General features: G+C 39.4%; 26 protein-coding genes and 1 pseudogene. 11 read left to right on the top strand and 16 right to left on the bottom strand.

What is annotated here, in order from left to right; genetic code table 11:
- Positions 1-2 precede the first annotated feature (2 nt).
- The gene (locus tag GKZ87_03255; GenBank protein ID QSI24592.1) at positions 3-1,184 is read right to left on the bottom strand and encodes a cobalamin biosynthesis protein CobW; all 1,182 of its coding nucleotides are present in this window, start codon (positions 1,182-1,184) and stop codon (positions 3-5) included.
- Between the two features lie 233 nt (positions 1,185-1,417).
- The gene (locus GKZ87_03250; protein QSI24591.1) at positions 1,418-2,830 is read right to left on the bottom strand and encodes an amino acid carrier protein; all 1,413 of its coding nucleotides are present in this window, start codon (positions 2,828-2,830) and stop codon (positions 1,418-1,420) included.
- Between the two features lie 237 nt (positions 2,831-3,067).
- Between GKZ87_03250 and GKZ87_03245 the strand changes: the two genes are divergently transcribed.
- A complete protein-coding gene (locus GKZ87_03245) occupies positions 3,068-3,679 on the top strand; it encodes a hypothetical protein (protein ID QSI24590.1) in 612 nt (203 codons plus the stop codon).
- Between the two features lie 297 nt (positions 3,680-3,976).
- Here GKZ87_03245 and GKZ87_03240 read toward each other — a convergent pair.
- From GKZ87_03240 to GKZ87_03230, 3 genes and pseudogenes are all read right to left on the bottom strand, one after another.
- A pseudogene (locus tag GKZ87_03240) lies at positions 3,977-5,103 on the bottom strand (AAA family ATPase).
- Positions 5,104-5,156: 53 nt separating this feature from the next.
- Positions 5,157-5,522, bottom strand: coding sequence for an AAA family ATPase (locus tag GKZ87_03235; protein ID QSI24589.1), 366 nt, complete (start codon positions 5,520-5,522; stop codon positions 5,157-5,159).
- A complete protein-coding gene (locus GKZ87_03230; GenBank protein ID QSI24588.1) occupies positions 5,417-5,692 on the bottom strand; it encodes an AAA family ATPase in 276 nt (91 codons plus the stop codon). The genes GKZ87_03235 and GKZ87_03230 overlap by 106 nt, the downstream gene beginning before the upstream one ends.
- Positions 5,693-5,813: 121 nt before the next feature.
- On the opposite strand from GKZ87_03230, the gene GKZ87_03225 reads away from it, so the two are divergent.
- The gene (locus tag GKZ87_03225; protein QSI24587.1) at positions 5,814-7,037 is read left to right on the top strand and encodes a hypothetical protein; all 1,224 of its coding nucleotides are present in this window, start codon (positions 5,814-5,816) and stop codon (positions 7,035-7,037) included.
- Between the two features lie 146 nt (positions 7,038-7,183).
- Here GKZ87_03225 and GKZ87_03220 read toward each other — a convergent pair whose 3' ends face one another.
- Genes GKZ87_03220 through GKZ87_03205 form a run of 4 tightly spaced genes read right to left on the bottom strand, consistent with a single transcriptional unit; the run spans position 7,184 to position 10,600 of the window.
- Complete coding sequence (locus tag GKZ87_03220) at positions 7,184-8,623, bottom strand: family 1 glycosylhydrolase (protein ID QSI24586.1); 1,440 nt, start codon at positions 8,621-8,623, stop codon at positions 7,184-7,186.
- Positions 8,613-8,990, bottom strand: a complete 378-nt coding sequence (locus tag GKZ87_03215) for a PTS lactose/cellobiose transporter subunit IIA (protein ID QSI24585.1) — start codon at positions 8,988-8,990, stop codon at positions 8,613-8,615. The genes GKZ87_03220 and GKZ87_03215 overlap by 11 nt, the downstream gene beginning before the upstream one ends.
- 43 nt (positions 8,991-9,033) lie before the next feature.
- A complete protein-coding gene (locus GKZ87_03210; GenBank protein QSI24584.1) occupies positions 9,034-10,272 on the bottom strand; it encodes a PTS sugar transporter subunit IIC in 1,239 nt (412 codons plus the stop codon).
- Between the two features lie 16 nt (positions 10,273-10,288).
- Positions 10,289-10,600 (bottom strand): PTS sugar transporter subunit IIB, encoded by a 312-nt coding sequence (locus tag GKZ87_03205; protein ID QSI24583.1) that lies wholly within the window; start codon positions 10,598-10,600, stop codon positions 10,289-10,291.
- Between the two features lie 242 nt (positions 10,601-10,842).
- Here GKZ87_03205 and GKZ87_03200 point away from each other — a divergent pair, with 242 nt between their 5' ends.
- On the top strand, positions 10,843-11,970 hold the full coding sequence (locus GKZ87_03200; GenBank protein QSI24582.1) for an HTH domain-containing protein: 1,128 nt from the start codon (positions 10,843-10,845) through the stop codon (positions 11,968-11,970).
- 6 nt (positions 11,971-11,976) lie between these two features.
- Here the strand turns inward: GKZ87_03200 and GKZ87_03195 are convergent, their stop codons facing one another.
- The 3 genes from GKZ87_03195 to GKZ87_03185 form a co-directional block, all read right to left on the bottom strand.
- Complete coding sequence (locus tag GKZ87_03195; GenBank protein QSI24581.1) at positions 11,977-13,170, bottom strand: tyrosine-type recombinase/integrase; 1,194 nt, start codon at positions 13,168-13,170, stop codon at positions 11,977-11,979.
- Between the two features lie 78 nt (positions 13,171-13,248).
- Positions 13,249-13,452 (bottom strand): excisionase, encoded by a 204-nt coding sequence (locus tag GKZ87_03190; protein QSI24580.1) that lies wholly within the window; start codon positions 13,450-13,452, stop codon positions 13,249-13,251.
- On the bottom strand, positions 13,452-14,462 hold the full coding sequence (locus GKZ87_03185; GenBank protein ID QSI24579.1) for a replication initiation factor domain-containing protein: 1,011 nt from the start codon (positions 14,460-14,462) through the stop codon (positions 13,452-13,454). Before GKZ87_03185 ends, GKZ87_03190 begins: the two co-directional genes overlap by 1 nt.
- Before the next feature lie 547 nt (positions 14,463-15,009).
- Here GKZ87_03185 and GKZ87_03180 point away from each other — a divergent pair.
- The 5 genes from GKZ87_03180 to GKZ87_03160 all read left to right on the top strand — a co-directional run bounded on the left by GKZ87_03180 (position 15,010) and on the right by GKZ87_03160 (position 18,390).
- Positions 15,010-15,681: a helix-turn-helix domain-containing protein gene (locus GKZ87_03180; protein ID QSI24578.1), complete on the top strand. Its 672-nt coding sequence runs from the start codon at positions 15,010-15,012 to the stop codon at positions 15,679-15,681.
- A gap of 46 nt (positions 15,682-15,727) precedes the next feature.
- Entirely contained in the window at positions 15,728-15,979 is a 252-nt protein-coding gene (locus GKZ87_03175; GenBank protein ID QSI24577.1) for a hypothetical protein, read from the top strand.
- Positions 15,980-15,991: 12 nt separating this feature from the next.
- The gene (locus GKZ87_03170) at positions 15,992-16,471 is read left to right on the top strand and encodes a methylated DNA-protein cysteine methyltransferase (protein ID QSI24576.1); all 480 of its coding nucleotides are present in this window, start codon (positions 15,992-15,994) and stop codon (positions 16,469-16,471) included.
- Between the two features lie 223 nt (positions 16,472-16,694).
- Positions 16,695-17,177, top strand: a complete 483-nt coding sequence (locus GKZ87_03165) for an ABC transporter permease (protein ID QSI24575.1) — start codon at positions 16,695-16,697, stop codon at positions 17,175-17,177.
- Positions 17,178-17,445: 268 nt separating this feature from the next.
- Positions 17,446-18,390 (top strand): PRD domain-containing protein, encoded by a 945-nt coding sequence (locus GKZ87_03160; protein ID QSI24574.1) that lies wholly within the window; start codon positions 17,446-17,448, stop codon positions 18,388-18,390.
- A 97-nt stretch (positions 18,391-18,487) separates the two neighbouring features.
- On the opposite strand, the gene GKZ87_03155 is transcribed toward GKZ87_03160, so the two are convergent.
- From GKZ87_03155 to GKZ87_03140, 4 genes are all read right to left on the bottom strand, one after another.
- Positions 18,488-18,874, bottom strand: coding sequence for a DUF3795 domain-containing protein (locus GKZ87_03155; GenBank protein QSI24573.1), 387 nt, complete (start codon positions 18,872-18,874; stop codon positions 18,488-18,490).
- A 67-nt stretch (positions 18,875-18,941) separates the two neighbouring features.
- Positions 18,942-19,847, bottom strand: coding sequence for a WYL domain-containing protein (locus GKZ87_03150; GenBank protein QSI24572.1), 906 nt, complete (start codon positions 19,845-19,847; stop codon positions 18,942-18,944).
- Positions 19,837-20,316 carry a YbaK/EbsC family protein gene (locus tag GKZ87_03145; protein QSI24571.1) on the bottom strand — a complete coding sequence of 160 codons (480 nt, stop codon included), beginning with the start codon at positions 20,314-20,316 and terminating at the stop codon, positions 19,837-19,839. Before GKZ87_03145 ends, GKZ87_03150 begins: the two co-directional genes overlap by 11 nt.
- Before the next feature lie 17 nt (positions 20,317-20,333).
- Positions 20,334-20,840 (bottom strand): cob(I)yrinic acid a,c-diamide adenosyltransferase, encoded by a 507-nt coding sequence (locus GKZ87_03140; GenBank protein QSI24570.1) that lies wholly within the window; start codon positions 20,838-20,840, stop codon positions 20,334-20,336.
- A 194-nt stretch (positions 20,841-21,034) separates the two neighbouring features.
- On the opposite strand from GKZ87_03140, the gene GKZ87_03135 reads away from it, so the two are divergent.
- From GKZ87_03135 to GKZ87_03125, 3 genes are read left to right on the top strand one after another with little or no spacing between them, the layout of a single operon-like run.
- Entirely contained in the window at positions 21,035-22,027 is a 993-nt protein-coding gene (locus tag GKZ87_03135) for an ABC transporter substrate-binding protein (GenBank protein QSI24569.1), read from the top strand.
- Positions 22,028-22,044: 17 nt separating this feature from the next.
- Positions 22,045-22,959: an ABC transporter permease gene (locus GKZ87_03130; protein QSI24568.1), complete on the top strand. Its 915-nt coding sequence runs from the start codon at positions 22,045-22,047 to the stop codon at positions 22,957-22,959.
- Between the two features lie 9 nt (positions 22,960-22,968).
- A complete protein-coding gene (locus tag GKZ87_03125; protein QSI24567.1) occupies positions 22,969-23,769 on the top strand; it encodes an ATP-binding cassette domain-containing protein in 801 nt (266 codons plus the stop codon).
- Positions 23,770-23,832 lie beyond the last annotated feature (63 nt).

Below are 23,832 nucleotides of genomic sequence, written 5' to 3'. Positions count from 1 at the left end.
TCCTATTCTGCCGCAAAAAGCTCTTTCAGTTTTTGTTCATTCAGCTTGGAGCCAATGACACAGAATCTTCCGGTATAGGTCGGCTGACCCTTACGGATTTCATATTCCTCCGGTACCAAATCAAAGTACAGCCATTCATTATGTTCTGATTTCAGCATACCCTTAGCACGCAGAATGATCCCATAGCCTTCCTTTTCAGATAACTCCTGCAGGATATGCGTAAGCTCCTGCTCCGTATAGGTGCGCACGGTCTCCATACCCCAGCTTGTAAAGACCTCATCCGCATGATGATGGTGATGATGCGTGTGTTCCTGTGTGCAGCTGCAGCTTTCTCCATGTTCATGATGCTCATGGTCATGACAGCATTCTTCTCCATGCTCGTGATGATGCTCATGGTCATGGCAGCAGCCTTCTCCATGCTCGTGATGATGCTCATGGTCGTGGCAGCAAGCTTCTCCACGCTCATGATGATGCTCGTGGTCATGGCAGCAGCCTTCTCCATGCTCGTGATGATGCTCTCCATGTGCATGGTGATGCCCGCATTCCGGACAGATTTCTGTTTCTTCAAGAAGCTCCTTTTCCAAAGAATGCGTATGCTCCATTGCTTCCAGAATCTGATCTCCGCTTAATTCATCCCATGGTGTTGTAATAAAAGTCGCATGTGCATTATGCTCTCTTATATCATGTGTAACAGCCTGCAGCTTATCCTCACTCAGATTCTGTGTGCGGCTTAAAATGATCGTATTCGCATATTCAATCTGATTGTTAAAAAACTCTCCAAAATTTTTCATATACATGCGGCATTTTTGAGCGTCTGCCACCGTTGTAAAGCTATTCATACAAATACCGGCTTCTTCTTCCACACCCTGTACAGCCCGAATTACATCGGATAGCTTACCAACACCGCTTGGCTCAATGACAATACGATCCGGCTGATATTCCTGCAGTACCTTTTTCAAAGCCTCTGAGAAATCTCCCACCAGCGAACAGCAGATGCAGCCGGAGTTCATTTCACGTATTTCGATTCCGGCATCCTTCAGAAAGCCTCCGTCAATGCCGATTTCACCAAATTCATTTTCAATCAGTACAACCTTTTCGTTATGTAATACGTCCTTGATCAGCTTCTTGATCAGCGTCGTTTTTCCAGCTCCCAGAAAGCCGGAGATAATATCAATTTTAGTCATTCAAAATACCTTCTTTCCTATTCCTTAGCAGTATTCCCAACGTCTGTTAGTATAACACCAGGACGTGAAACTTTCAAATATAAAACCATGAATCTCTTTTTGTAATAAAGCATCTAATCACTTATTAAGAACCTCGTGTCTTATGATCAATGAAAGAAAGATAAATTTCATTCTCATTTACAAGGAAGCCTTTCAATATTCTGCTTTTATGAAAGGTAAGAAAAAAGAATCCCTCAGGATTCTGTATATTCCTCATCAATGCTCTCCCAGCATTCTGCATGTTTAATGCCCAGCTTTTCCGGTTCAAATAAAGGATCTTTTCCCTGCTGCTTCTGCTTTGTATAGTCCTTTAATGCAAGGAAAGCGATATTGCCTAACAGCAAAATAACGATAATATTTTCGATTGCCATAAAGCCCATTAGCACATCGGCTAAATCCCATATGGTAGAGAAATCTGCCTGTGCCCCAAAGAAAATCACTACGATTGTCACCAGACGGAATATGAGCAATGCCTTCTTATCATTCATGATAAATTTCAAATTGCTTTCCGCATAGCAGTAGTTTCCTATCAATGAAGAAAATGCAAACAGGATTATAGAAATGGTTATGAAATGGATTCCCCATGCGCCTACCTCAGCAGAAACTGCAGTCTGGACATACGGCATTCCTGTCAGCCCGTCCTCAATACCGTAATTCAGCAGCATGAAGGCTGTCGTTGAACAGATGAGTATCGTATCAATAAATACTGAAATCGTCTGTACCAGTCCCTGCTTTACCGGATGAGAAACGTCTGCGGTTGCTCCGGCATTTGGTGCAGAGCCCATTCCCGCCTCATTGGAAAACAGTCCGCGCTTGATTCCATACATAACACAGGAGCCCGCAAAGCCTCCAAAAATAGCCTGCAGATCAAAGGCTTCCTGAAAAATCTGTGTGAATATCGCCGGTAGTCCGCTGATGTTGGAAGCTGTTATGTAAAGTCCCAGCAGTATATACAGCACGGCCATGATGGGAACAATCGTAGAGCTGATGATACCGATACGATGAACACCACCGAATATGACTGCTGCAGTAGCACCTGCAAGAACAAGCCCTACCATAAGAGAGGCTGTTTGTGTATCCGCTATATAATATTCCAGAGCACTGCTTACATTATACGCCTGCAATCCGTTAAAGCCGAAGATAAAGCAGGCAATCAGCAATACGGCAAACAAAATACCCAGCCATCTTTTCTGCAATGCTTTTTCTATATAATACGCAGGCCCGCCGCGAAACTGATCCCCATCGCGTTCCTTATAGATCTGTGCCAGCGTGGACTCCACAAAAGCACTGGCTCCTCCGATCAAAGCAATAACCCACATCCAGAAGATGGAGCCTGCCCCTCCTGCTGCCAGTGCGGTCGCAACTCCTGCGATGTTACCGGTTCCTACCCTAGAAGCAGTTGATATCATTAACGCCTGAAAAGAGGATACTCCATCATGATGATGTGCCTTTTCCTTTAAAAGACGAATCCCCTCCCCCAGCATACGAAACTGCACAAAGCCTGTCCGTATACTGAAATATAGCCCTGCCGCCACCAGCAGTACAAGCAATATATTACTATATAAAAATGTATTTAGATTTCCTAATAATTCCTGAATGAAATTCACGCATTCACTTCCTTTCCTCTTATCGTACCCCGCACCCGCTACTTCATTCGTATAACTTGCGCAAATAAAAACACGTTACTGGCGTGTTTATGGATGGAAATACCCGTAACAGTATATCATACTTATATAAAAATTGAAATCCTAGAATTTTAGTGATATATGATTACTTATCGCAAATCTTACTGCATCATGGTATACTAATACATATAAAATAACATTGTAAAAAAGGAGAAGCACATGAAATATCCAGTATTACGAACGAGGTTCTTACCTAATTTATATAAGCATTGCAAAAAAGTAAAGGTTCTTCATGTCAGCTATGAGGATATGGGATTCCTTCAACAGGAAGAACTGCGTTGCCAGTGGCTGCAGGAAGCTATAGAAAAATTGTATGAGCATATCGAAAGCAATTTTACCACCTGTCAGGCGACACGGGTGTTTTCCATGGAGCAGGAAACCTTTGTTGTATTCAAAGATAATCTGACAAAGAAGCTGCTTACGGAATTTTTGGAAAATCTGCTGGCAGAAATCAGTCATTATTGTGAGGATCAGGTACAGTTCAGCTATCAGCTGCTTACTGCGATTTTGTTTCAGGATGGCTGTGAGCCAAGAATGACGATGGCAAACAAGCTGGGAGAGGATATAAAAGACAGTGCAGAGTTTGAGAATGCTGCCGTATATTATACAGCAGGTAAACCGCCGAGAGGGAAATATTTCAAGAGCTGGAAAGATTATCAGCAGCATCATGTTGTAAAGGTGAAAAATCAGCCGATTACCACACCGAAAAAGCTGGCGGAGGAAAAGAAGGAAGCAAATAAAAAAGACGAAGCCTATATGTATTATATATGAAATCCAAATGTGCTTTATATATGAAAGGTGGCAATGCTGCCTTTTTTGTTCTTCCTGCTTGGTGAATAAAAAAGCTGTGCAATCATAAGGGCTCATACTCACTTTAGGATATAAGTATATAATGAAAAGGAAGAAGCAAAGCCCCCTGTATGATTAGAGACCTCATTTCCTCCTTCAGTTTTTTATCTATCAGTTCTTCATTACAGAGTAATTTTTTAGTAATTCTTTTTTTGATTTAGGAATTTCTGGATATAAGCTACCCTAATATTGGATTCCTACCATTATCGTTACTCTTTTTCATGTGATACTGCTTTTCTGCCATATCATTTCCACATCTTTTCCGGCATGTGCCAAACTGATGTATATAACCATCCCTGTTAAGTCTATATCATATGTCTGTTTTTGGATTTGCTGAAGCCCTTCCTGTGCCAGTACCTTCAATGCTTCCGGATGCTTCTTATATTCCTCTGTCTTCATATATTTCATTTCCATAACAAACGATGGAAAGCGATTCGTCTTTGCTTTTAATTCGATATCACTTCTGCCTTTGCCTTTCTCTTTATTGCTGGAAATCGTATAATCATTGCTTAACCACGCACACATTCCCAGCATCATCATGTGAAAGGAATTTTCATTCTTTAAATCGTAATAGGAAGGAAGCGTTAACAGAATCGTTCGATAGGTTTCCAGAAAGGCCGTCTCATCCTCTGTTAACAATGCCGCAAATAAGTCATTCAGCAATGTATCGGAAACATGTAGGTAATACGCTGTTAATGACATAAATTCTTCCTGCACTTCCTGATTGGGAATACGAATCCGCACCTTTTTCATGGGTAACTCTTGATCGATTGTTAAATATCCGGCATTCACGAACAGTCCCCATAAATTTTCAGTATTTGACTGTTCGTAGAAGCTCGTATTGATACTTACCTGCGTATCCAGCCATCCCTGTTCCAGTAACTTCTCATACCCCTTTTTGAATGTCCTATCGCTTTGTTCCATTGCATTCTTAATCATCGTATTCGAGCTTGTATTGACCCAATACGGCTTTAATTCCTTTTCATCCACATAATTGATAATCGACCATGGATTATACATATCGAAATCACCGATATGATAACCATCACGCCATGGGTGGGCACCGCCTACATCGCTTTAACTTCATCACTATACGACAAGTCATAATATTCCAGTAACTCTCTGACCTCTGTTTCTGTAAAGCCAAACCACTGCGCATACTCCTTATCCTGTACAGTGAATACCTTTAAATTATTCAAATCAGAGAAAACATTTTCTTTCGCTACGCGCTGTATTCCTGTCAGCATGGCATATTGCAGGGAATCATTATCCTTTAATGCGTTGTGCAGCAGGGATGATAACCCCGCGCGGATATCATGATAAAAGCCATGTACATGCGCTTCTATGAACGGTGTATCACACCAAAGGCGGGCTTTAGCCTATTCATCAATCAGAATTATCACCTTTTTATGATAATATACTCCAGCTTTTTCATAAGGAAGGATACTGCATTATCAATATTTGCAATATCACCATCCTCCGGATTTCCCAGACCATTGAGAATTACCTGATAATACGGCTGGTCAAAAAAGTTGATATCCTCCAGGACGAATTGATATTTCTTATAGGCATCCTTGACTTCCTCTTTTATAGCTTTTACAATAGCTGTAAGATTCCCTTTCGCATTTGCAAAGGATAGAAAAATAACAGGATACTGATTCATTTGAGATATATACTCCGAACCACTGATATTCGTTTTCTCAAATAACTGTTTTGAGCTTTTCGTGATATCAAAAAATTCAGCAAGCACACCAAGGGTGGGCAGCGCCTCGACATATTCGACGTCTTTCCAAACCTTCGCGGGCGGGTGATTAAGGTAACCTTGCTTTTTCGTTCCAGAAATTCCTGAACCATCATCGTTTTATCTACAGTATAATAATTTTCGTATTGTATCTCCCGATAATTCACAACGCCGATCGGCAATGCTTTTTTCACTATAAATCACCTGCTTTCTTGTTTCATTATACCCTATTTCCCTCTATTTAGGTATCACTTCTGTCACCTTTTCTTATTTCACAGCAGGACATGCTATAATAGAAAGCAGGAGGTAATATTCATGTCTGTATATCTGATTCCCATACAAACGGCTCTGCTTTTATTTCCGTTTCTTGCGGCAGTAATCACATTGCCTTATAGTATTGTACAATATAGAAAATATGGCTCTGTTTTGCCTATTCGTGTCTTACTTGTATATTCCTTTATCTTTTATCTGCTTTGTGCGTATTTTCTTGTCATTCTTCCTCTGCCGCCGATAGAGGAAGTAGCAAGCTATACAAAGCCAGTCATGCAGTTGATTCCATTTGCTTCCCTGAAAGAATTCACCATGAACAGCTCCCTGATTTGGAATAATCCCTCAACCTATCTGACAGCATTAAATGAACCAAGTCTGTATCTGATTCTATTCAACATCCTGCTGACAATCCCCTTTGGCGTCTATCTCCGTTATTATTTTCAATGCGACTGGAAGAAAACTCTGCTGTTTACTTTTCTATTAACATTATCCTTTGAATGTCTGCAGCTGAGTGCATTGTTCGGCATTTATCCGCGTCCCTACCGCTTATTTGATGTAGATGATCTGATAACGAATACAATGGGAGGAATGCTTGGTTATGCGATTACGCCATTGTTCGCTCACTTCCTTGTCAGCAGAGAGCGCATGGATGAAAAAGCCTTTGACCGGGGAAGAACGGTATCTCCTCTGAGAAGATCACTGGCCTTTATGTTTGATAACCTGATAATCCTTCTTACGGCATCCGGTATTACAGCATTGATCTTTAGGCTGCAAGAGCAGCTCATGTACAAGCATCCGCTTATGCTTATTCTGTGTATCTATTTCGGAGTGACACTGCTATTTCTGTTCCTGCTGCCAAATCTCACACATGGAAAAACACCGGGTAAGGCAATCGTAAAAATACGCCTGACCCGTACGGATGGAACACGTCCCCACTGGTATCAGTATTTTTTTCACTTCTTCATCCTTTACGATATCATTCTCCCCGCTCCCTTTTATGTCTTCTATGGCGTATTGGGCATACTCACCTGGAATGGTAATATAAAATGGATAACTGCAATCGTTATACTTATCCTAGCAGTCCTGTATATATACACCATGTATCAGTGTATTTTATCCTTATTTGATAAGGATATCCTTCCCTGGTATGACCGCATATTTCCAGTAAAAAACAGTTCTAGTATAGAAAATAAGGATATCGAAACTGCAGCAATAAAATCTGATGATATTACGACAAAAGCCTTAAAAGAAAATACGTTAAAAGAATAAATTATTAAGGACTTATTAAAATAATGTTTCCATAATACCAAAAAGAAGAAATAAATTTTCCTATGAATGATGAGTAGGGGCTTTATTTCTTCTTTAATTTTTTACAACTAAGCCCTATCGCTTTTCCTAAATGGTATTACAGACTTTTATAATTCTTCTCCGTTACTTTTGATAACCCTTTTATACCAATAGAAACTATCTTTTTTATAACGTGCTCCAGTCCCATTCCCATAATCGTCTATATCAACATAAACAAATCCATAACGCTTACTCATCTCTGATGAAGAACAGCTAACGATATCAATTGGAGACCATGCATAATAACCCACTACATTACATCCATCCTTAATAGCACCTTTGACTGCTTTAATATGCTCTCGAAAATATGATATACGATAATCATCATGAACAAGTCCATTATGATCTATAGTATCATATTCACCATATCCGTTTTCCGTAATCATCATTGGTTTATTATAACGATCTTGATACACATTTAATGCATATCGAAGTCCCAAGGGATCAATTCCCCATCCCCATGAAGATGTAGGAAGCAATGGATTAGCATAGCATGTCAGAGTTTCTTTTCTATGTGCTTCATCTGAAACACGTGTGTAGTAATAGGAAAATGTCATAAAATCTGCAGTATGCTTCAATTGCTGTATATCTTCCTGTTTTATAGAAATCTGAATATTTCGTTCTTCAAAATAGCTCCATACATAATCTGGATACTTCCCTTTCAACAAAACATCTCCGCAAAAGAAGTTTTCCATCTGATTTCTTTTTAATGTCCAGTATGCATCCTCTGGACGGCATGTAGCAGGATACGATATTTGACAATTTAACATGATACCAATTTGATTATCAGGATAATGCTCATGCACATATTGATGTATGCGAGCACAAGCCACCATTTCATGATGAAGCGCCTGATACTTTGCTTCCAACATATAATCAACACAATCATCCATAATGCCAAGAGAATTAAAGCACTCATAAACAATTAAATTAATTTGATTCACAGGAATCCAATACTTAACTTTTGTATGATACCGATCAATGCATATCTTTGCAAATTTGAAAAAGAAATCAATCATCTCTCTACTGTACCATCCATTATACTTCTGTGTCAGATTCAATGGCATTTCATAATGGGATAAAGTGATTAAAGGCTCCATCTCGTTTTTTATTATATCATCGATCAATTTGTCATAAAATTTTAACCCTTCTTCATTAGGCTTATCATCATCACCATTTGGAAATATTCTAGCCCAGCTGATCGATGTACGAAATGATTTCATACCTATTTCTTTAAAATACTGTAAATCCTGTGGATATGTATGATAAAAGTCAATTCCTGTTCTTTTTGGAAATACAGAAGCAGTGTCCGTTAACGCTTCCTGTACATCACTTTTACACATACCTAAATTTTCTTTCTCTTTAATATTCTTATCTGGTTCATACTTCAAGATATCCGCGACACTGATACCTTTACCACCTTCCAGCCATGCGCCTTCTATCTGATTAGCAGCTACTGCGCCCCCCCATAGAAAACCTTCCGGAAACTTATCTCTGCTATGCTTCATCCGTTGTACCCTCAAGCTTAACTTTTAGCAAATATATTTCATTTTTCAAAGAAGTGTACAATTGATATATATGGTGTGCTATATTTAATTCTGAATTTATAGTCATTAACGTATCCTGAGCATGCGTAAACAACAGTGTTGTTTCTAAATGGTCATTTTCTATTGACCCCTGGATCATTTCCGTCTGTATTCTGTGAGCTATTGTGATTTCTCCTTTTGCCTTTTTAAATTTATCCTTAATTGTATTTTCTGTATGATTTTCATTTAATGCATCCAATGCTTCTGTTAAAAGCATTCTACAATTACCGGCATGTAAAATTATTTGCATAGCTGCCTCATTCAATTCCTGTATATTATTCTCTATCATTTTAAATTCTCCTTATTTTAGATTGGCATTAAGCTTTATCTTTTTAAGCAATCTCTTTTGCCTGAGCTGCCGCTTCTTCTTCACAACATTGCCGATCATAGATTTTGAAGAATGGATAATAAATTAAACAGGAAAGAGCAAACATAACAAGCCCAAAGGTCAACCCACTTAATCCACCTAAAACATATTGAGAAATAGGTTTCGGTAAGTACCAGAAAGACCACAGTTGTGTAATTTTAGGGATGATATTAAAGTAAAAACCTAAATATGTAAGACTTGAAATCACAAAGGATGCGATCCACATAGGTACCATCATAATTGGATTAAATGCTAATGGTGCCCCAAACACCAATGGTTCGTTTATATTGAAAAGACTAGGTATAACCGTTACTTTACCCATTATTTTAAGTTTTTTTGATTTAGCAAAGAACAGCATCATGAACACCAACCCCAATGTCATGCCAGTACCACCCATTGAAATATAGGTGCCAATTCCATAACAATTAATTGCTGTAGCTGTCACTCCTGCTTTTGCAGCAACAATATTTGCATTTAATGCTGTCATTGTGATAGTAGTGTCAATTGGATCCAGTAGCCATGATGAAATTCCAAATGTGTATAAAAATGCACACAGAAAGTTCAGAATTATAAAGCCTATATAACTGTCTCCCAATGAAATAAGTGGACTGAAAATCGTATAGATAACATCTACCATATTAATTCCCATTTGGAATATCACAAACCATCCAATTAACAAAATGAGCAGCATAGGGATGAATGTGTCAAACCAGACAGTTATGAATTCCGGAATTGTGGTATCTTCTTTGAAAAAAGAATGATTTGCAAATTTGCTCATAACCATACCTACAAGTAAACCAGATAATAAGGCCGCCAGCATGCCCCCCATACCGAGGGAATCGATCATAAAGGATATGCTTCCATCCTCGAATGAGGGTGAAGTTAGCATCAAAAAGAAACCGACACCAACAATTCCTGCTTCTTTTTTTGATTTATTATGACGCTTTTTTTCCATTAATGTATAGGGTACCAGGAAAGCCAAATAAACAGATAGCAGACCCATGGAAAAAGTACTGACAGCGCTGATATCCGGCATAGAAATAAAGTTTCCTAAAATATTAAGCAGTGTCACGATAGAGCCTATAAAAATAACAGGCATAGAAACATTGATAGATTCCTGGATTGCAAGAACCCAAGGATTTCGTGCAATTTTATTCATTTTAGGTGCGAATTTGTTTGTAATCCAATCCATAAATTTTTTCATATACTCTCTCCTCGATTTACAGTTCTTTTAATATCTCACGTATGAGATTCAACACTGCGTCCCCATCCAAGTTACCATAAGATAATTGTGGTATCAATGCGACAGGAACGTGATAAGGTTCAGCAATACACTCCAGATCATGAAGCATATAATTCAAATGTGGTCCAACAAGTAAAAGGTCAATTTCATTTATGTAATCTTCAATTGCTGAATCACCCCTTGCTTTTACATCGATTTCAATATTCTGTTTTTTTGCTGCCTTTCGAATATTTTTTGCCATAAACCCGCTGGATGCGCCTGTTCCGCATACCAATAAAATCTTTTTCATATTCTCCTCCTTTTGTTGAAGCAAGTTCTATGAGGTAAAGCATCTCAAATATATGCAGATCAATACCAATATCCTTGCTTACATTCACAGTTTACAAAAATTATTAGTTTTTCACAAATTTTAAAAGTTCCTCTTATTAGGAACTTTTAAAACTGGTTAAATATCTTACATTCATATATACTAGATTTAGATAAACAAATATAATGGAGGTATCGGGTGGATTTATGTAAAGGAGCAATCTTATGGGAACTTCACAAACATCAAAGCTGCTTACGTATTTATTATCAGAGAGGGAAAGATGGGTCTCAGCTTCATTACTTTCTGAACGTCTTTCTGTATCCACCAGACAAATCAGAAAGTATATTACAAAACTTAATGAGGATGCTGCAGGTATGCTTATAATTTCAAGCAGTATGGGATATCGTTTAGACTTAAAGCGATATCAGGAGTACATAAAAAATAAAATAGACTTTGAAGAAACACCAGCCACAAGACAAAATTATATTCTGCAAAAACTGATCTGTGAAAAAGGCGGTTACGATATTTTTGATTTGGCAGATGAACTCTATGTCAGTAATGCTACAATTGAAAACGATTTGAAAATAGTTAGAAAAATCATAAGGGATTATCACCTTGTTATAAAAAGAGACAAGGATGCAATTCGTATAATTGGAACAGAAATTGAGAAACGAAAGCTAATGAGCCTTCTCATTTCCAGCGATTCCTATGATAATTTTATTCTAAAGGATGAGATTCCTATGCTAACCTTCCATTATAACTATAAGGAGATTTACAACGAAATAAAAAAAATCTTTAATGATGCTGATATATTTGCAAATGATTATACGTTGAATAATACAGTTCTACACCTTGTGATTACCATAGACAGAGTACGTAACCATCACCAGTTAGAAGATAGTGTAGACATGGATAAAATCATAGAAAGCAATCATTTTAATGTGGCAAAGCAGATTAATGAGTATATTGAGAATACATTTGACATATACCTTAATAATGCTGAGTTATATAATTTAGCACTCGTGATTATTAATAATACAACAATGTTGGATTATTCCTCAATTTCACCAGCTAATATTAGTAATTATATTGAGAAAAAATATATTGATATTGCTCATAAAATAATAAGGGATGTTGAAGTCTGCTATTATTTAGACCCTTTTGATGAAGATTTTATAACAAAATTATATGAAATTATATATGTCTTTTTGACTATCTTTTTATATCTTCTCAAATGTCCGCAAAGCCTTATTTTATCGGCTCTACGGGCATTTTGCTTTTGTGGTAAACCTCACATATCTAGGTCTATCTTCTTATATTTTCGCTATCAAGCGTGGTTAAAATCGTGGTAAATACTTCTATGCGATTAGACGCTGAACCTCTGATTTTGCGGTATCTATGGACGCATGAGCGTACCAGTTCATTGTGATACTGATATTTGAATGCCCCATGATATACTGTAAATCTTTCGGGTTCATGTTCTTGCTTGCCAGCCTTGTGCAGAATGTATGGCGTAGCGTATGCGGTGTGATATGTGGCAAAGGGTTATCCCTATGGTACTTGTTGTATTTCTTTACCATACGGACAAAAAGCATATTGTAATCAATCGCAACTTTGGGCTTGCCTTTCTGATTGACAAATAGAAAGTTGCCCCGTCCGTCTATCACAAATGGTTCTGCCTTTGGGCGTTTCTTCATCATTCGTTGAAATGCCTGTATCGTTTCTTTGCTTAATGGCACTTGCCTTGTTCCGCTTTTTGTCTTAGGCGTTTCAATATAATAGCCTTGTTCCTTGCTCTTTAGTAACTGGTGGTCGATAACCACAACCTCATGGATAAAATCAACATCCATGATTGTCAGTCCGCATAGTTCCGAAATACGAAGTCCTGTTTTTAACAGTATCAGCACATCATCATAATACTTGTGATACACGTTGTCCGTCCTGATGAATGACAGTAGGGCTTGTTCCTGTTCCTCTGTCAATGCGACTTTCTCTTTGGTATCATTTTCTAGGACTTCACTTAACTTGAAATCAAAAGGGTTTTTCCTTACACAATCGTCTTGTATGGCGATATAGAATGACGCTTTTAACGAGCGTTTATGGTTGTTAATGGTATTGTAGGAAAAGCCTTTCTCTTTCATGCGTAACGCCCATTCTTTAGCGTCAGAGGGTTTGATTGTATCAATGCTCCTAGCACCTAACTTGTCCTCTTTCAATAACCGCATAAGTTGTTCCCGTTGTTTCTGTGTGCTTTTCTTCACATTTGCCCTCTGTGCGTTCTGTTTGGCGTAGAGTTGGCAAAGCGTCATTTTCTTGCCTGTGCTGTCGATACCGTCCTCAATATCCCGTCTTATCTGCTGTTCCAGTTCACGAAGTGAGGGTTTTTCCCGTTTTCCCTTTGGTGTCGGGTCTGTGGGTGTCAATCTCCAAGCATACACATATTTTGTGTTTCCAAATGCGTCCACATATTTATATAAGTATTTTCCGTCTGTTCGTTGGCTCTCTCCAGTATGCAGGATACGACCTTTGTTATCCCGTCTTTTTTCTTTCATGGTGTCTGCTCCTTTCCTTGTTGGAAAGAGCCTTGATATGACTTGTGTTCATCATAACACATACAAGGCTCATTTGCATTAGATTGCGTCCAATTTATCAATAACCTGTTCAAACTGTCGGCGTTTAATCTGTATGCGGTTGCCATTCATAATGAGCCAGCCAGCGTCCTTGTTTTCCTCTGCCAATCGTCTTAACTTGTTTTCTCCGATACGGAAATATTTTGACGCTTCTTCAATGGTAAGGGTGTATTTTTCCCATACGGGAATATCGTTGTTATTCATCAGATACCCCCTTTCCCATGTTTCGTGTCATATTGGATATAAGGGATAAGGTCGGTGCGGTTTATCCTCTGTAAATGGGCGGTTAATTTACTGGAAAGGGAATTACTGTATCTTGCCTTATCAAGCATAGTTCCCACTTTTTCCAGTCCACCTAATGCGTCATGTTCTTCCAAGAAGTAAAAACTTTTGACAGCGGAAATCACGCCACCCTCTGTGAGCCATTGCTGTGTTTCTTCAAGGGAATTTTGCTGTTTTGGTACTTGCAGTTTTAAGACTTCCACAGCCCCTAAAAAGCGTTCCCAAAACCGACAAGTTTTCCACCTGCTCTTATTACTTTCGTTTCTGTTTGGTACGACAAAGCGTAGGTTGTTTGCCAATAGCCCGAAAGCCAGTTCTCCCAGTTCCAGCGGTCTGTCCTTGAATGTCATGGCAAAAGCATGAGCCTTATCATCACGCAGTTGCATTTCTGTCCGTTTCCAACTGCCGACTTCATCAAGTGTCTTATTATGTTTTGAACAGACTTCCTTATCCTTGTCATAAAAGCGGTAGGACAATCCCGATTTCCCAGCACCGATATAAACGGTCTTTGCGGTGTCGAAATCATCAAACTTGCTTTCGTCAAAGTGGTAGCCCTCACTATTCGAGATAAATTCCTCTTTTTCGCATTTCTTCTTTATCTGCTCTATGGTAAAAAATGGCTTTTCGTTCTTATCATCAATGGCAATATCCAGTCTAGTGAAATGGAAGTTATCCAGTCCATATCTTCGCTCACAATGTTTGAACATATCTCCAAAGGTATAATTCCTACTGTCGAGAATACGGAAAATATCATCACAACCTCTGCCAGTCATAACAAGATAACAGCCTAGCCCTTGTGGGTTGTCCTCTGTCTTTCTTGCGTCCCACGATACATAAATATCTCCAATCTGCCAGCGTGCTTGATAAGTCTTGAATTTAATGCTTGCCGGATAGACATTGAAAATATCAGTCGGTAAACCTAAAATGTGCATGATGACATCTTCGGCGGTTGCAGTATCGAATACAATACTGATGTAATCAATCTTAACGGATAAATTTTTGTGTGTAGTTATAGTGCATTACTCCTTTCGTACTTCCCGTTTTTTTGCGGGGTAAAAATCGTGTTTTTTCCTTTATTTATCACAGTTTCTAGGTACTATGACATGTATGCGCAGGGCGGTGTTACATATACGCCCTTTATAAACGCCTAAAGGCGTTCCCTTTCTTCCTGTGTCTGATCCGTTCTTGACGCTCACGAGCCTTGTAAGGCTCGTGGCTAAACGGAACAGCCCCAGTCAGAAACCTTATTTTCGGTCTGATAGTCCATGCTTATTCATGCTATCAAAATGAAAATACATCTTTCCTATGCTTACTCAAGCGTGTGATTGACCCTAGCGTGCTTAATCACTCAATCTACCACGATAATAACTACATTAGAATTACTTGTCAAGATATTTTTCTTGACTTTTTACAACAAAATAAGTATGATAGGCTTATAAAGGAACGTAAAAGACGGGAAAGGAGAAGCTATACTAAGTTATGGAACGTTATATAAAGAAAATGAGTTTTTTGGGAGAGAACATACAGACCATAAGAAAACACAGAGGAATGAAACAACAGGAACTGGCAGACAAAATCGGTATCAATATGCAGAGCCTTTCCAAGATTGAACGTGGCGTGAATTATCCTACCTTTGATACGTTAGAGAAGATAATGGACGTGTTGGGAGTAACACCCAATGAATTATTGTCGGGAGAATGGAAGTATATCGACCACACCGAGCCCTATATCATGGATATTATCAAACGGGAACAAGACTTCAATGTTTCCTTAGATTACCTGTCTGAAAATGAATTTTTCGATGATGAAAAAGAATGCACATTTTACAAGGCATATAAACTCATACAGTATATCCATAACTACATTACCAATGAGGTTACGGAGTTGGAAGAACTTATGGAAATCAAGCAGTTGATACAGCGTCAAAAACTGGAACGCATGATAAAAGTGCATAAGGAAATGCGAGGGTTAGACCGATACAGAGAACAGCCCAAAGAGTATAAATACCATGACCCTTATGATGATTGGATATTTCGTCAGCTTGCGGATATAGACAACAGAAACAACATTCCCGACACTTCTCCACAAGTAGACTTCAATGAAGCAGACTATGAAGATTATCTAAAGGCGAAATGGAACAGAGGTCTTTAATTTCCTCTTGCATGGAAGATACAGCAAACAAAAAGCCCAGTAAAGAGTGCAAAGCACCACCAATGGTGGCAAGGCTCTTGACAGGGCTTTTTCTTTTCTGTTGTGGGGTAATCAAGAGGAAGAAAGAAAAAGTGTGCATTTTTGTTCCATAAATGCTAAGGGTATGCTGATTTTTATTGTGGCGGATATATGGAACTGTTATAATATGGATATGAAGAAAGCGACAAATTTGAAAGTGTTAATAATTTTCAAACAGCCTCATTGCATGGAAATAAGAAACAGACTATCCTTAAAGTAGGAGGTGGCACAAATGGCAAATGAAGATAAAAAAGATTTTAATGCTATGTTGCATGATAGTAAGGATATGCCAAAATTTCAAATTATCATAGACCAGAAAAGTATTGAGAAATATGGTGGAAACAAAATGTATTTTGCTCCCCCGATTGACTATGACAAAGTAATGAAAAAAGTTCCGTATGGTAAAGTGATTACGGTTGGAAAAATACGAGAACACTTTGCAAAATTGAGTGGTGCAGATTTTACAGAGCCGATTACAGCGGGTATATTTGTTTCTATTGTAGCGTGGGCGAGTTATCAGCGTTCCGAAGATGAAACACCCTATTGGAGAACATTAAAAGCAAACGGAGAATTAAATGCTAAATATCCAAATGGTATTGAAGCACAGAAAGAAAAATTAGAAGCAGAGGGACATACCATTATTCAAAAGGGGCGTAAAAATATACGATACTATGTAAAGGACTATGAAAATTCTCTTTTTGATTTGAAATAGGCAAATTCTATTTCACAATTTCATATCTCTATACACAAAGCAGTTAGTCTTAGGATTGACTGCTTTTTTCATACCTAAATTTCAGATTGGAGTGATGAAATGGTGTTTGTTAGAGCTGTTCAATAAGATTATCGGTGCATAAAATTTTATTGTGGTGCAGATATGAAAATGATATAATGTGGATATGAAGAAACGGACAAATTAGAATTTGGAGTGAAACAGAATGATTATAATAATCGAAACCGTAATTTTATGTATCGCGTTTTTTCTAATATGTTTTTGGGGAACAGGTACAGATAACAAAAATTTAAAAAGCTATTCATCTTATCCAGATGAAGTGCAAAATCGAATAAAGAGTATTGCAGAATATCAAGGAAAATTTAAGGAAAGCAATAAAGTGGTTACATTTATATCCAATTTTCTGTTATTTCTGTTCGTACTATTTATATTAGGGTTGTTTATCAAAGAAAATGGCTTCACACATAATTTTCTTTGTTTAAGTATTATAGGACAGGGATTGAATATCTTTGACTTATTTATTGTAGACCTTTTATGGTGGCGGAATACAAAGCGTGTTCGTTTAAGAAAAATGCCAGAAAAGGAATTGTATCAAAATCCGAAAAAGCATATAGAAGCGTTTATCAGAGCCTTTATTATGTATCTGCTAATTGCTCTGATAGACGGATATATATTGACACTTTTATAGGAATAGATATAAGTAAATCCCAGTTTGACAATTTCATATCCATACACACAAAGCAGTTAGTCTTAGGATTGACTGCTTTTTAAAAAGACACCATTTAGGTGTAATGATGTCTTTTGGGTGTTATTTTATAGGTCATATCAAGGCTCATTCAATCGTGGTAAATTCGTGGTAAAATGAGTTTTTTCTATACTTCAAAATACTTGAAAGTATAGTGTTTATGCGGATAATCGAAAATTAGATATAAAATTTCACAATACATATTAAAAACATGTTTAGCAGAATGAAAAATAATTATTATGCTAAAAATCCTATGACAAATAAAATAAAAGCTACTTATCCTTTGATTTATGATATCGCTGTTTTCATCGCTCAGGAATTAAACCATGATTATAATATCACTTTAACTGAGGATGAAATCACCTTTATAGCTTTTCATATTGGTGCTTATTTTGAAAATAATGTGCAAAGCAAAGCAAAGGTCACATGTGCTTTTGTTTATGCAGACTATTATTCAATGCATAAACATGTATTAGAAAAAATCATTAAAATGTATGGCGATAAAATTGATATGAAGTATGCAATCAGTATAAACAATTATCATCCTGAGCTTTTACATGTGGACCTTATAATCTCGACCATTGATATGCCTTTTGAAAGCACCTATATAACACTTCATCCATTTCTAACAGACAGAGATAACAGAAATATTAGAGATACTATTGATCAAATATCTATAGTAAAAAGAAAAAATGCTATTAAGGATTACTTAATGAATTTTTTTGACGAAAGGCTTTTTTATAAGAATCCAGTATTTCATGATAAAGAAGAAGCAATCGCCTATTTAGCAAAAGATATAGTCTCTTTAGGCTATGCTCAGGACTCTTTATTTCATGAAGTTATAGCAAGAGAAAACCTATCAAGTACGGCTTTTGGAGATATTGCTGTTCCTCACTCATTATCTAAGAATGCGAAGAACAGCTTTATTTCAATCGTTATCAGTGATCAACCTATCAACTGGGGTAGTAAGAGTGTACATATTATTGCTTTTATTGGTGTAAATGAGGATTCGAGAAAAATTTTCTCAAATGTATTTGATGAGATTATTGATATTTTAAGTGAGCCTAGTCATGTCAAAAAGCTGTTACAGGTGCAAAACTTTAATGAATTTATCACACTAATTAAGCAGCTGATTCACAAATCAAGTAAAGTTTGATTTTACACTGAATTTGTATCCAGTAGCGTTTACTATTTAATCATATTCACACTTACCGTAAATAGTATGTATCATATTATATAACAAGTTTTCATATTCAGATTTTCGAATACTCTCTACCCTGCAGCAGCAATGCCTCAATCTCCTGTTCACGCTCCAGATCGTAATCACCCAGCAGTTGTCCTTCGTAATGATACTGAATGCCTGCTTCCTCATTCCGCTTTAAACAATCCATAACCTGCGCCACTCCCGCCTTACACATACAGCGGTTGAATACCTGAACCCTTTTTTTCTGCAGCATTTCCTCACGACATGGAAATTCACTGCATGCATAACAGCCCTCAATTCCCTTTTCCACACAGCAGGATAAAATACGGCAGACATGCGCATCCGCACAGCCTCTTGCATGACATCCAGGACAATCTGCTTCAGAGCATACACAGCAGGCAATCCCGCAATATGCCATTCCTCTTTTCTCAATCATAAACACACCTCTTTTCCTGCCAAGCATAACATAAAAACTACGACAGCATAACGTCATAGTTTTGTAATTACACCTTATACAGCTGCAGGATTTCCTGGCAATCCTTTGTGATTTTATCAATCAGCTCCTGCGGCTCCAATACACGTACACCAGCCCCCATGCCAAGCAGCTTTGCATACCAGAAGTACTCCTGCTTCGGCACGCGCATAGTATACAGAAAGGAGGCATCCGGATTTGTTTTTTCTATCGTCCCTTGAAAATACTCCTTCATTTTACCTGCGGTATCGGGCTGACAAAGCAAGCGTATTGTCCAGTAAGCCTGCGTATCCGTTTCCTCCAGCTTCCTGAGAATCGTGGAAAGTGAGGGATGCGGATGCAGTATTGACTCCTGCTCCTGTACCTGATCCATCCGACTCAGCTTAAACATGCGATAGTCTTGTTTCTTTAGATCCCAGGCTACCAGATACCATGCATACCAGCGAAAGATCAGACCGATTGGTTCACAGCTTCTATGCATAATATTCCCCAGCGCATCCATATAGGAAAAACGAACACCAAGACGCTCCTTTATTGCTTTTCGCAGAAGCTCTCTTTCCTGTGCAGCTGTTTCATCCGCTATGGAAAAATCCATCTGAATACTGGATTCATTTCCACTGCGCTGTGGAAACAGCAGCTTCGCCGTCTGTACCTCCTTTTTTAAGCCTGCACTCTCCATACTCTTTAAAGAGGCCGCTATAATGGCATAATCATGATCTGTCACCATAGCCGTTGGCAGCTTATAGCCCTCCTGCAGCTCATAGCCTCCATTCACTCCGCTGTACGCGATGATGGGAACTCCTGCCATAGAGAGCGTATCCATATCTCTTTGAATACAGCGAAGCGACACCTCGAAGGTTTCCGCAAGACACCTGCCGCTCGCCCGTTTATGATTTAACAGATACAGCGTTATACCATACAGACGATCAGCCTTCACTCTTCCAGCCCTTGCATACATCCACCCACTTTGCATCCGGAAGCAGCTCCTCCAGCTCTGCTATTGTCAGCTTTATAGCCGAATTTGCAGTACCGCACGCCGGATATACATAAGCAAAGCGCTTTAGCGATACATCCAGAAACACCTGTGTATCAGAAGGGACACCAAAGGGACAGACGCCGCCCACAGCATGATTTGTATAGGCTTCCACTTCCTCCCCCTTGAGCATTTTTGCCTTGCAGCCAAAGGTTTCCTTATAGGCATGATTATCCACTCTGCAATCTCCCGCAGCGACAACGATCAGCGCATGCTCCTTTCCCATAAAGGAAAGTGATTTCGCAATCCGCTCTGGCTGTGTTCCCAATGCCTGAGCCGCCAGCTCCACGGTTGCACTCGATGTATCCAGTATTTGTATATCCTGTTCCTTTTGATATTTTCTCAAATATTCTCTTGCCTGCTCTATTGCCATAAAGCCATCCTCCTCATTTAATATTCTACACCCTTACGCGCAGGAATGCCTTTCTGATAAGGGTGTTTTCGCTCCTGCATTTCCGTATGATAATCGCATAGCTCCATCAGCTTCTGTGACGGATTCCTGCCGGTAAGAATAATTTCACGCTCCAAATTCTCCTGTAAAAAGGATATAAGGGCCTCCTCCTTTAACAATCCAAGATGTAAAGCATCCAGAATTTCATCAAGGAAAATACAGTCCCACGCAGAAGCATGCTTCTGTACCCAGGCAAACAGCTCCAACACCGCCTGGCCTGTTTTCTTCCGATCTGCCTCATTCATCTGAAAATAAAAGCCCTTAGGCATATCAGTCGCATGAAGACTTACACCATGCAGCGCCCGCAATGCCCTTAGCTCCCCGCTTGTTCCATCCTTTAGAAACTGCGCAACCCCGATTTGCTTACCATAGCCTGCCATACGCAGTACCAGACCGAACCCTGCTGTCGTTTTTCCTTTACCGTTTCCACTATATATATGAATCATGTCCAACACCTCATTCCTGCAGTATTTCCTACGCTATTATACCACAGCCAACAATTTTGCGTAACGGTTTCAGCTATAAATGCAAATTTGTGAAACTTCATGATAAAAATGTGAAAGATTTTCATGAAAATATTGATTTTATGTACAAAACAAGGTATCATCATAATATCATATAGAAAAGAGAGGTTAGTCATATGAAGAAAAAATTATTGGGAGGACTTGCATTGGCACTGCTTCTTGCAGGATGTGGAAACAGTGGCAGCACCGACAAGGAAAAAACGGATGACGGCAAGAAAACGTACAAAATCGGTATCATCCAGCAGATGGAGCATCCTGCACTCGATAGCGCCAGAGAGGGACTGGAGAAATATCTGAAGGGCAAGACAGATGCAAACTTTGAAATTACAGTGAAAAATGCACAGGGAGATAATGGAACTGCTGATACGATCGCCAAACAGTTTGTTTCCGATGATGTGGATCTGATTTATTCCATTGCGACCAACGCTTCACAGGCTGCGGTCAACGCGACAGGAGGAACGGATATCCCAGTCGTATTCAATGCCGTTACAGACGGTGTGGAGGCCAAGCTGGTGACAAGCAATGAAAAGCCGGGTGGTAATGTAACCGGCGTCAGTGATGCTGCACCGCTGGAGAAACAGGTGGAAATGATTCGTGAATTCCTGCCGAAAGCTAAGAAAATCGGTATGATCTACAATATCGGTGAAGTAAATGGAAAGCTTCAGGTGGAACAGGTGGAAAAGCTGGCACCGAAATACGGCTTTACCGTTGTGAAAAAGGGGATCAGTGCTACAACTGAGGTCGCAACCGCTGCGGAACAGCTGTCCGGAGACGTTGACTGTATTTATAACATTACCGATAATATGATTGTTTCTGCAACTGCATCTATTACGGATAAGGCAAATGCGAAAAAGATTCCAGTATTTGCTGCTGAGGACGGACAGATGAAGGCAGGACTGCTCGCAAGTGATTCTATCAGCTATGAAAAGCTTGGTGAACAGGCAGGAAGTGTTGTTTACGATATTCTGGTAAACGGGAAAAAGGCCGGGGATATCCCTGTGGAAACTGCTAAGGATACGACGCTGTATATTAGTAAAAAGGTCGCAGAGCAGCTGGGCATTGATATTCCGGATTCTCTGGCAGAACGCGCAACATTTGTAGAAGAATAAATTAAGGTGTGATTATTATGGATTTTATATTAGATGTTATGGCGCAGGGACTGGCCTACAGTATCCTCGCCATCGGAGTCCTGTTAACCTATCAGGTTCTGGACTATGCAGATTTGACCGTTGAGGGGAGCTTCCCACTCGGTGCGGCTGCCGGTGCCATGTGTGTTACACATGGCATCAATCCGTTTCTGTCACTGATTGTGGCATTTATTGCAGGACTTGCGGCCGGGTATGCGACCGGCTTCCTGCATGTTAAATTTGGTATTTCCAGTCTTCTAAGCGGTATCCTCGTCATGACGGGACTGTATTCCATCAACCTGGTCGTAGCAGGGGATATGAGTAACATTCCGCTGTTCACCTATGACACGATTTTCTCCTATGGAGCGCTGTTTGGCAACTCTGTTGGAGGCTCGTTTGGTACCTGGATCGTCAAGCTGTGGCCGATTTTCATTCTGCTTGTTCTCGTCCTGCTTTTAAAGCTGCTGATGGACTGGTTCCTGGATACAAAGTACGGCTTTCTGATGCGGATTGCAGGAGATAATCCACAGCTCATCGCAACTCTTGGCAAGGATATCGGACACATTAAAATGAACGGTCTTGCCATTTCCAACGGGTATGCCGCCGTATCCGGTGCTGTTGTTTCACAGTTTCTAAAATACTTTGACATCACGCTGGGTACTGGTATGATCGTCATGGGACTGGCATCCGTCATCATGGGTCTTACATTGTTTAAACGCTTTAAATTCATCGGCTTTACGACAAGTGTCATTCTTGGTGCCATCACCTACCGTCTGACGATTGCGGCAGCCCTGAAGGTAGGCTTACCGCCAAGCTATCTAAAGCTGATCATGGCAGTTATCTTCATTGCGGTGCTTGTACTCGGCAATGGTGTGATGGGAAAATTCTTCCATCGCAAGGTTCAGGAATCGTGAGGTGAGAGTATGCTTAAACTAGAACATGTAAAAAAGACCTTCAACAAGGGCAGTGCCAACGAGGTCGTATTGTATAAGGATTTGAATGTGGAAATCCATGACGGGGAATTTGTTACGATCATCGGCTCCAATGGCAGCGGTAAATCCACATTTTTCAATGTCATCAGTGGGAATATCCGTCAAGATGCCGGAAGGGTTACCTTTAATGGCAAGGACGTATCCCGGCTTCCTGAGCATAAACGTTCCCAGTTTATCGGACGTGTGTTCCAGGATCCGCAGAAGGGAACCTCTCCTTCCTTAACGATCCTGCAAAATATGGCGATGGCATATAATAAGGGGAAAAGCTTTGGTCTTAGTAAGGGTGTCGATAAATCACTGATACCGCTGTTTGAAAGAGAGCTGGCAGATATGCAGCTGGGACTGGAAAGCAAGCTTCATGTCAGTGTCGGCTCCCTGTCCGGAGGTCAGCGACAGGCATTATCTCTGCTGATGGCTACACTGATTACACCGGAGCTTCTGCTGCTGGATGAGCATACGGCAGCTCTAGATCCGAAAACAAGCGATCTAATCATTCAGCTGACTAAGAAAATTGTGGAAGAAAAGAAAATGACAACGATTATGATTACCCACAATCTGAAGCATGCTATCACCTATGGAGACCGACTGCTGATGTTCCATAAGGGTGAGGTTATTATGGATATACCAAAAGAGGAAAAGAAAACACTCACAGTGGAAAAGCTGATTGAAAAATTCAATTCCCTGAATATGATGGATGCGCTGGATGATGAGCTTGCATTCAGTGCTCAGTAAGATAATATTAAGATAATAAAAACAGGTATTTACAGTCCTTTGACATGCGGATACCTGTTTTTT

This window comes from Erysipelotrichaceae bacterium 66202529, from assembly GCA_017161075.1.
In the GTDB taxonomy this organism is placed as follows: domain Bacteria; phylum Bacillota_I; class Bacilli_A; order Erysipelotrichales; family Erysipelotrichaceae; genus Clostridium_AQ.
The sequence above is the reverse complement of the archived record's forward strand: the minus strand, read 5'-3'. Positions and strand labels throughout refer to the sequence as shown.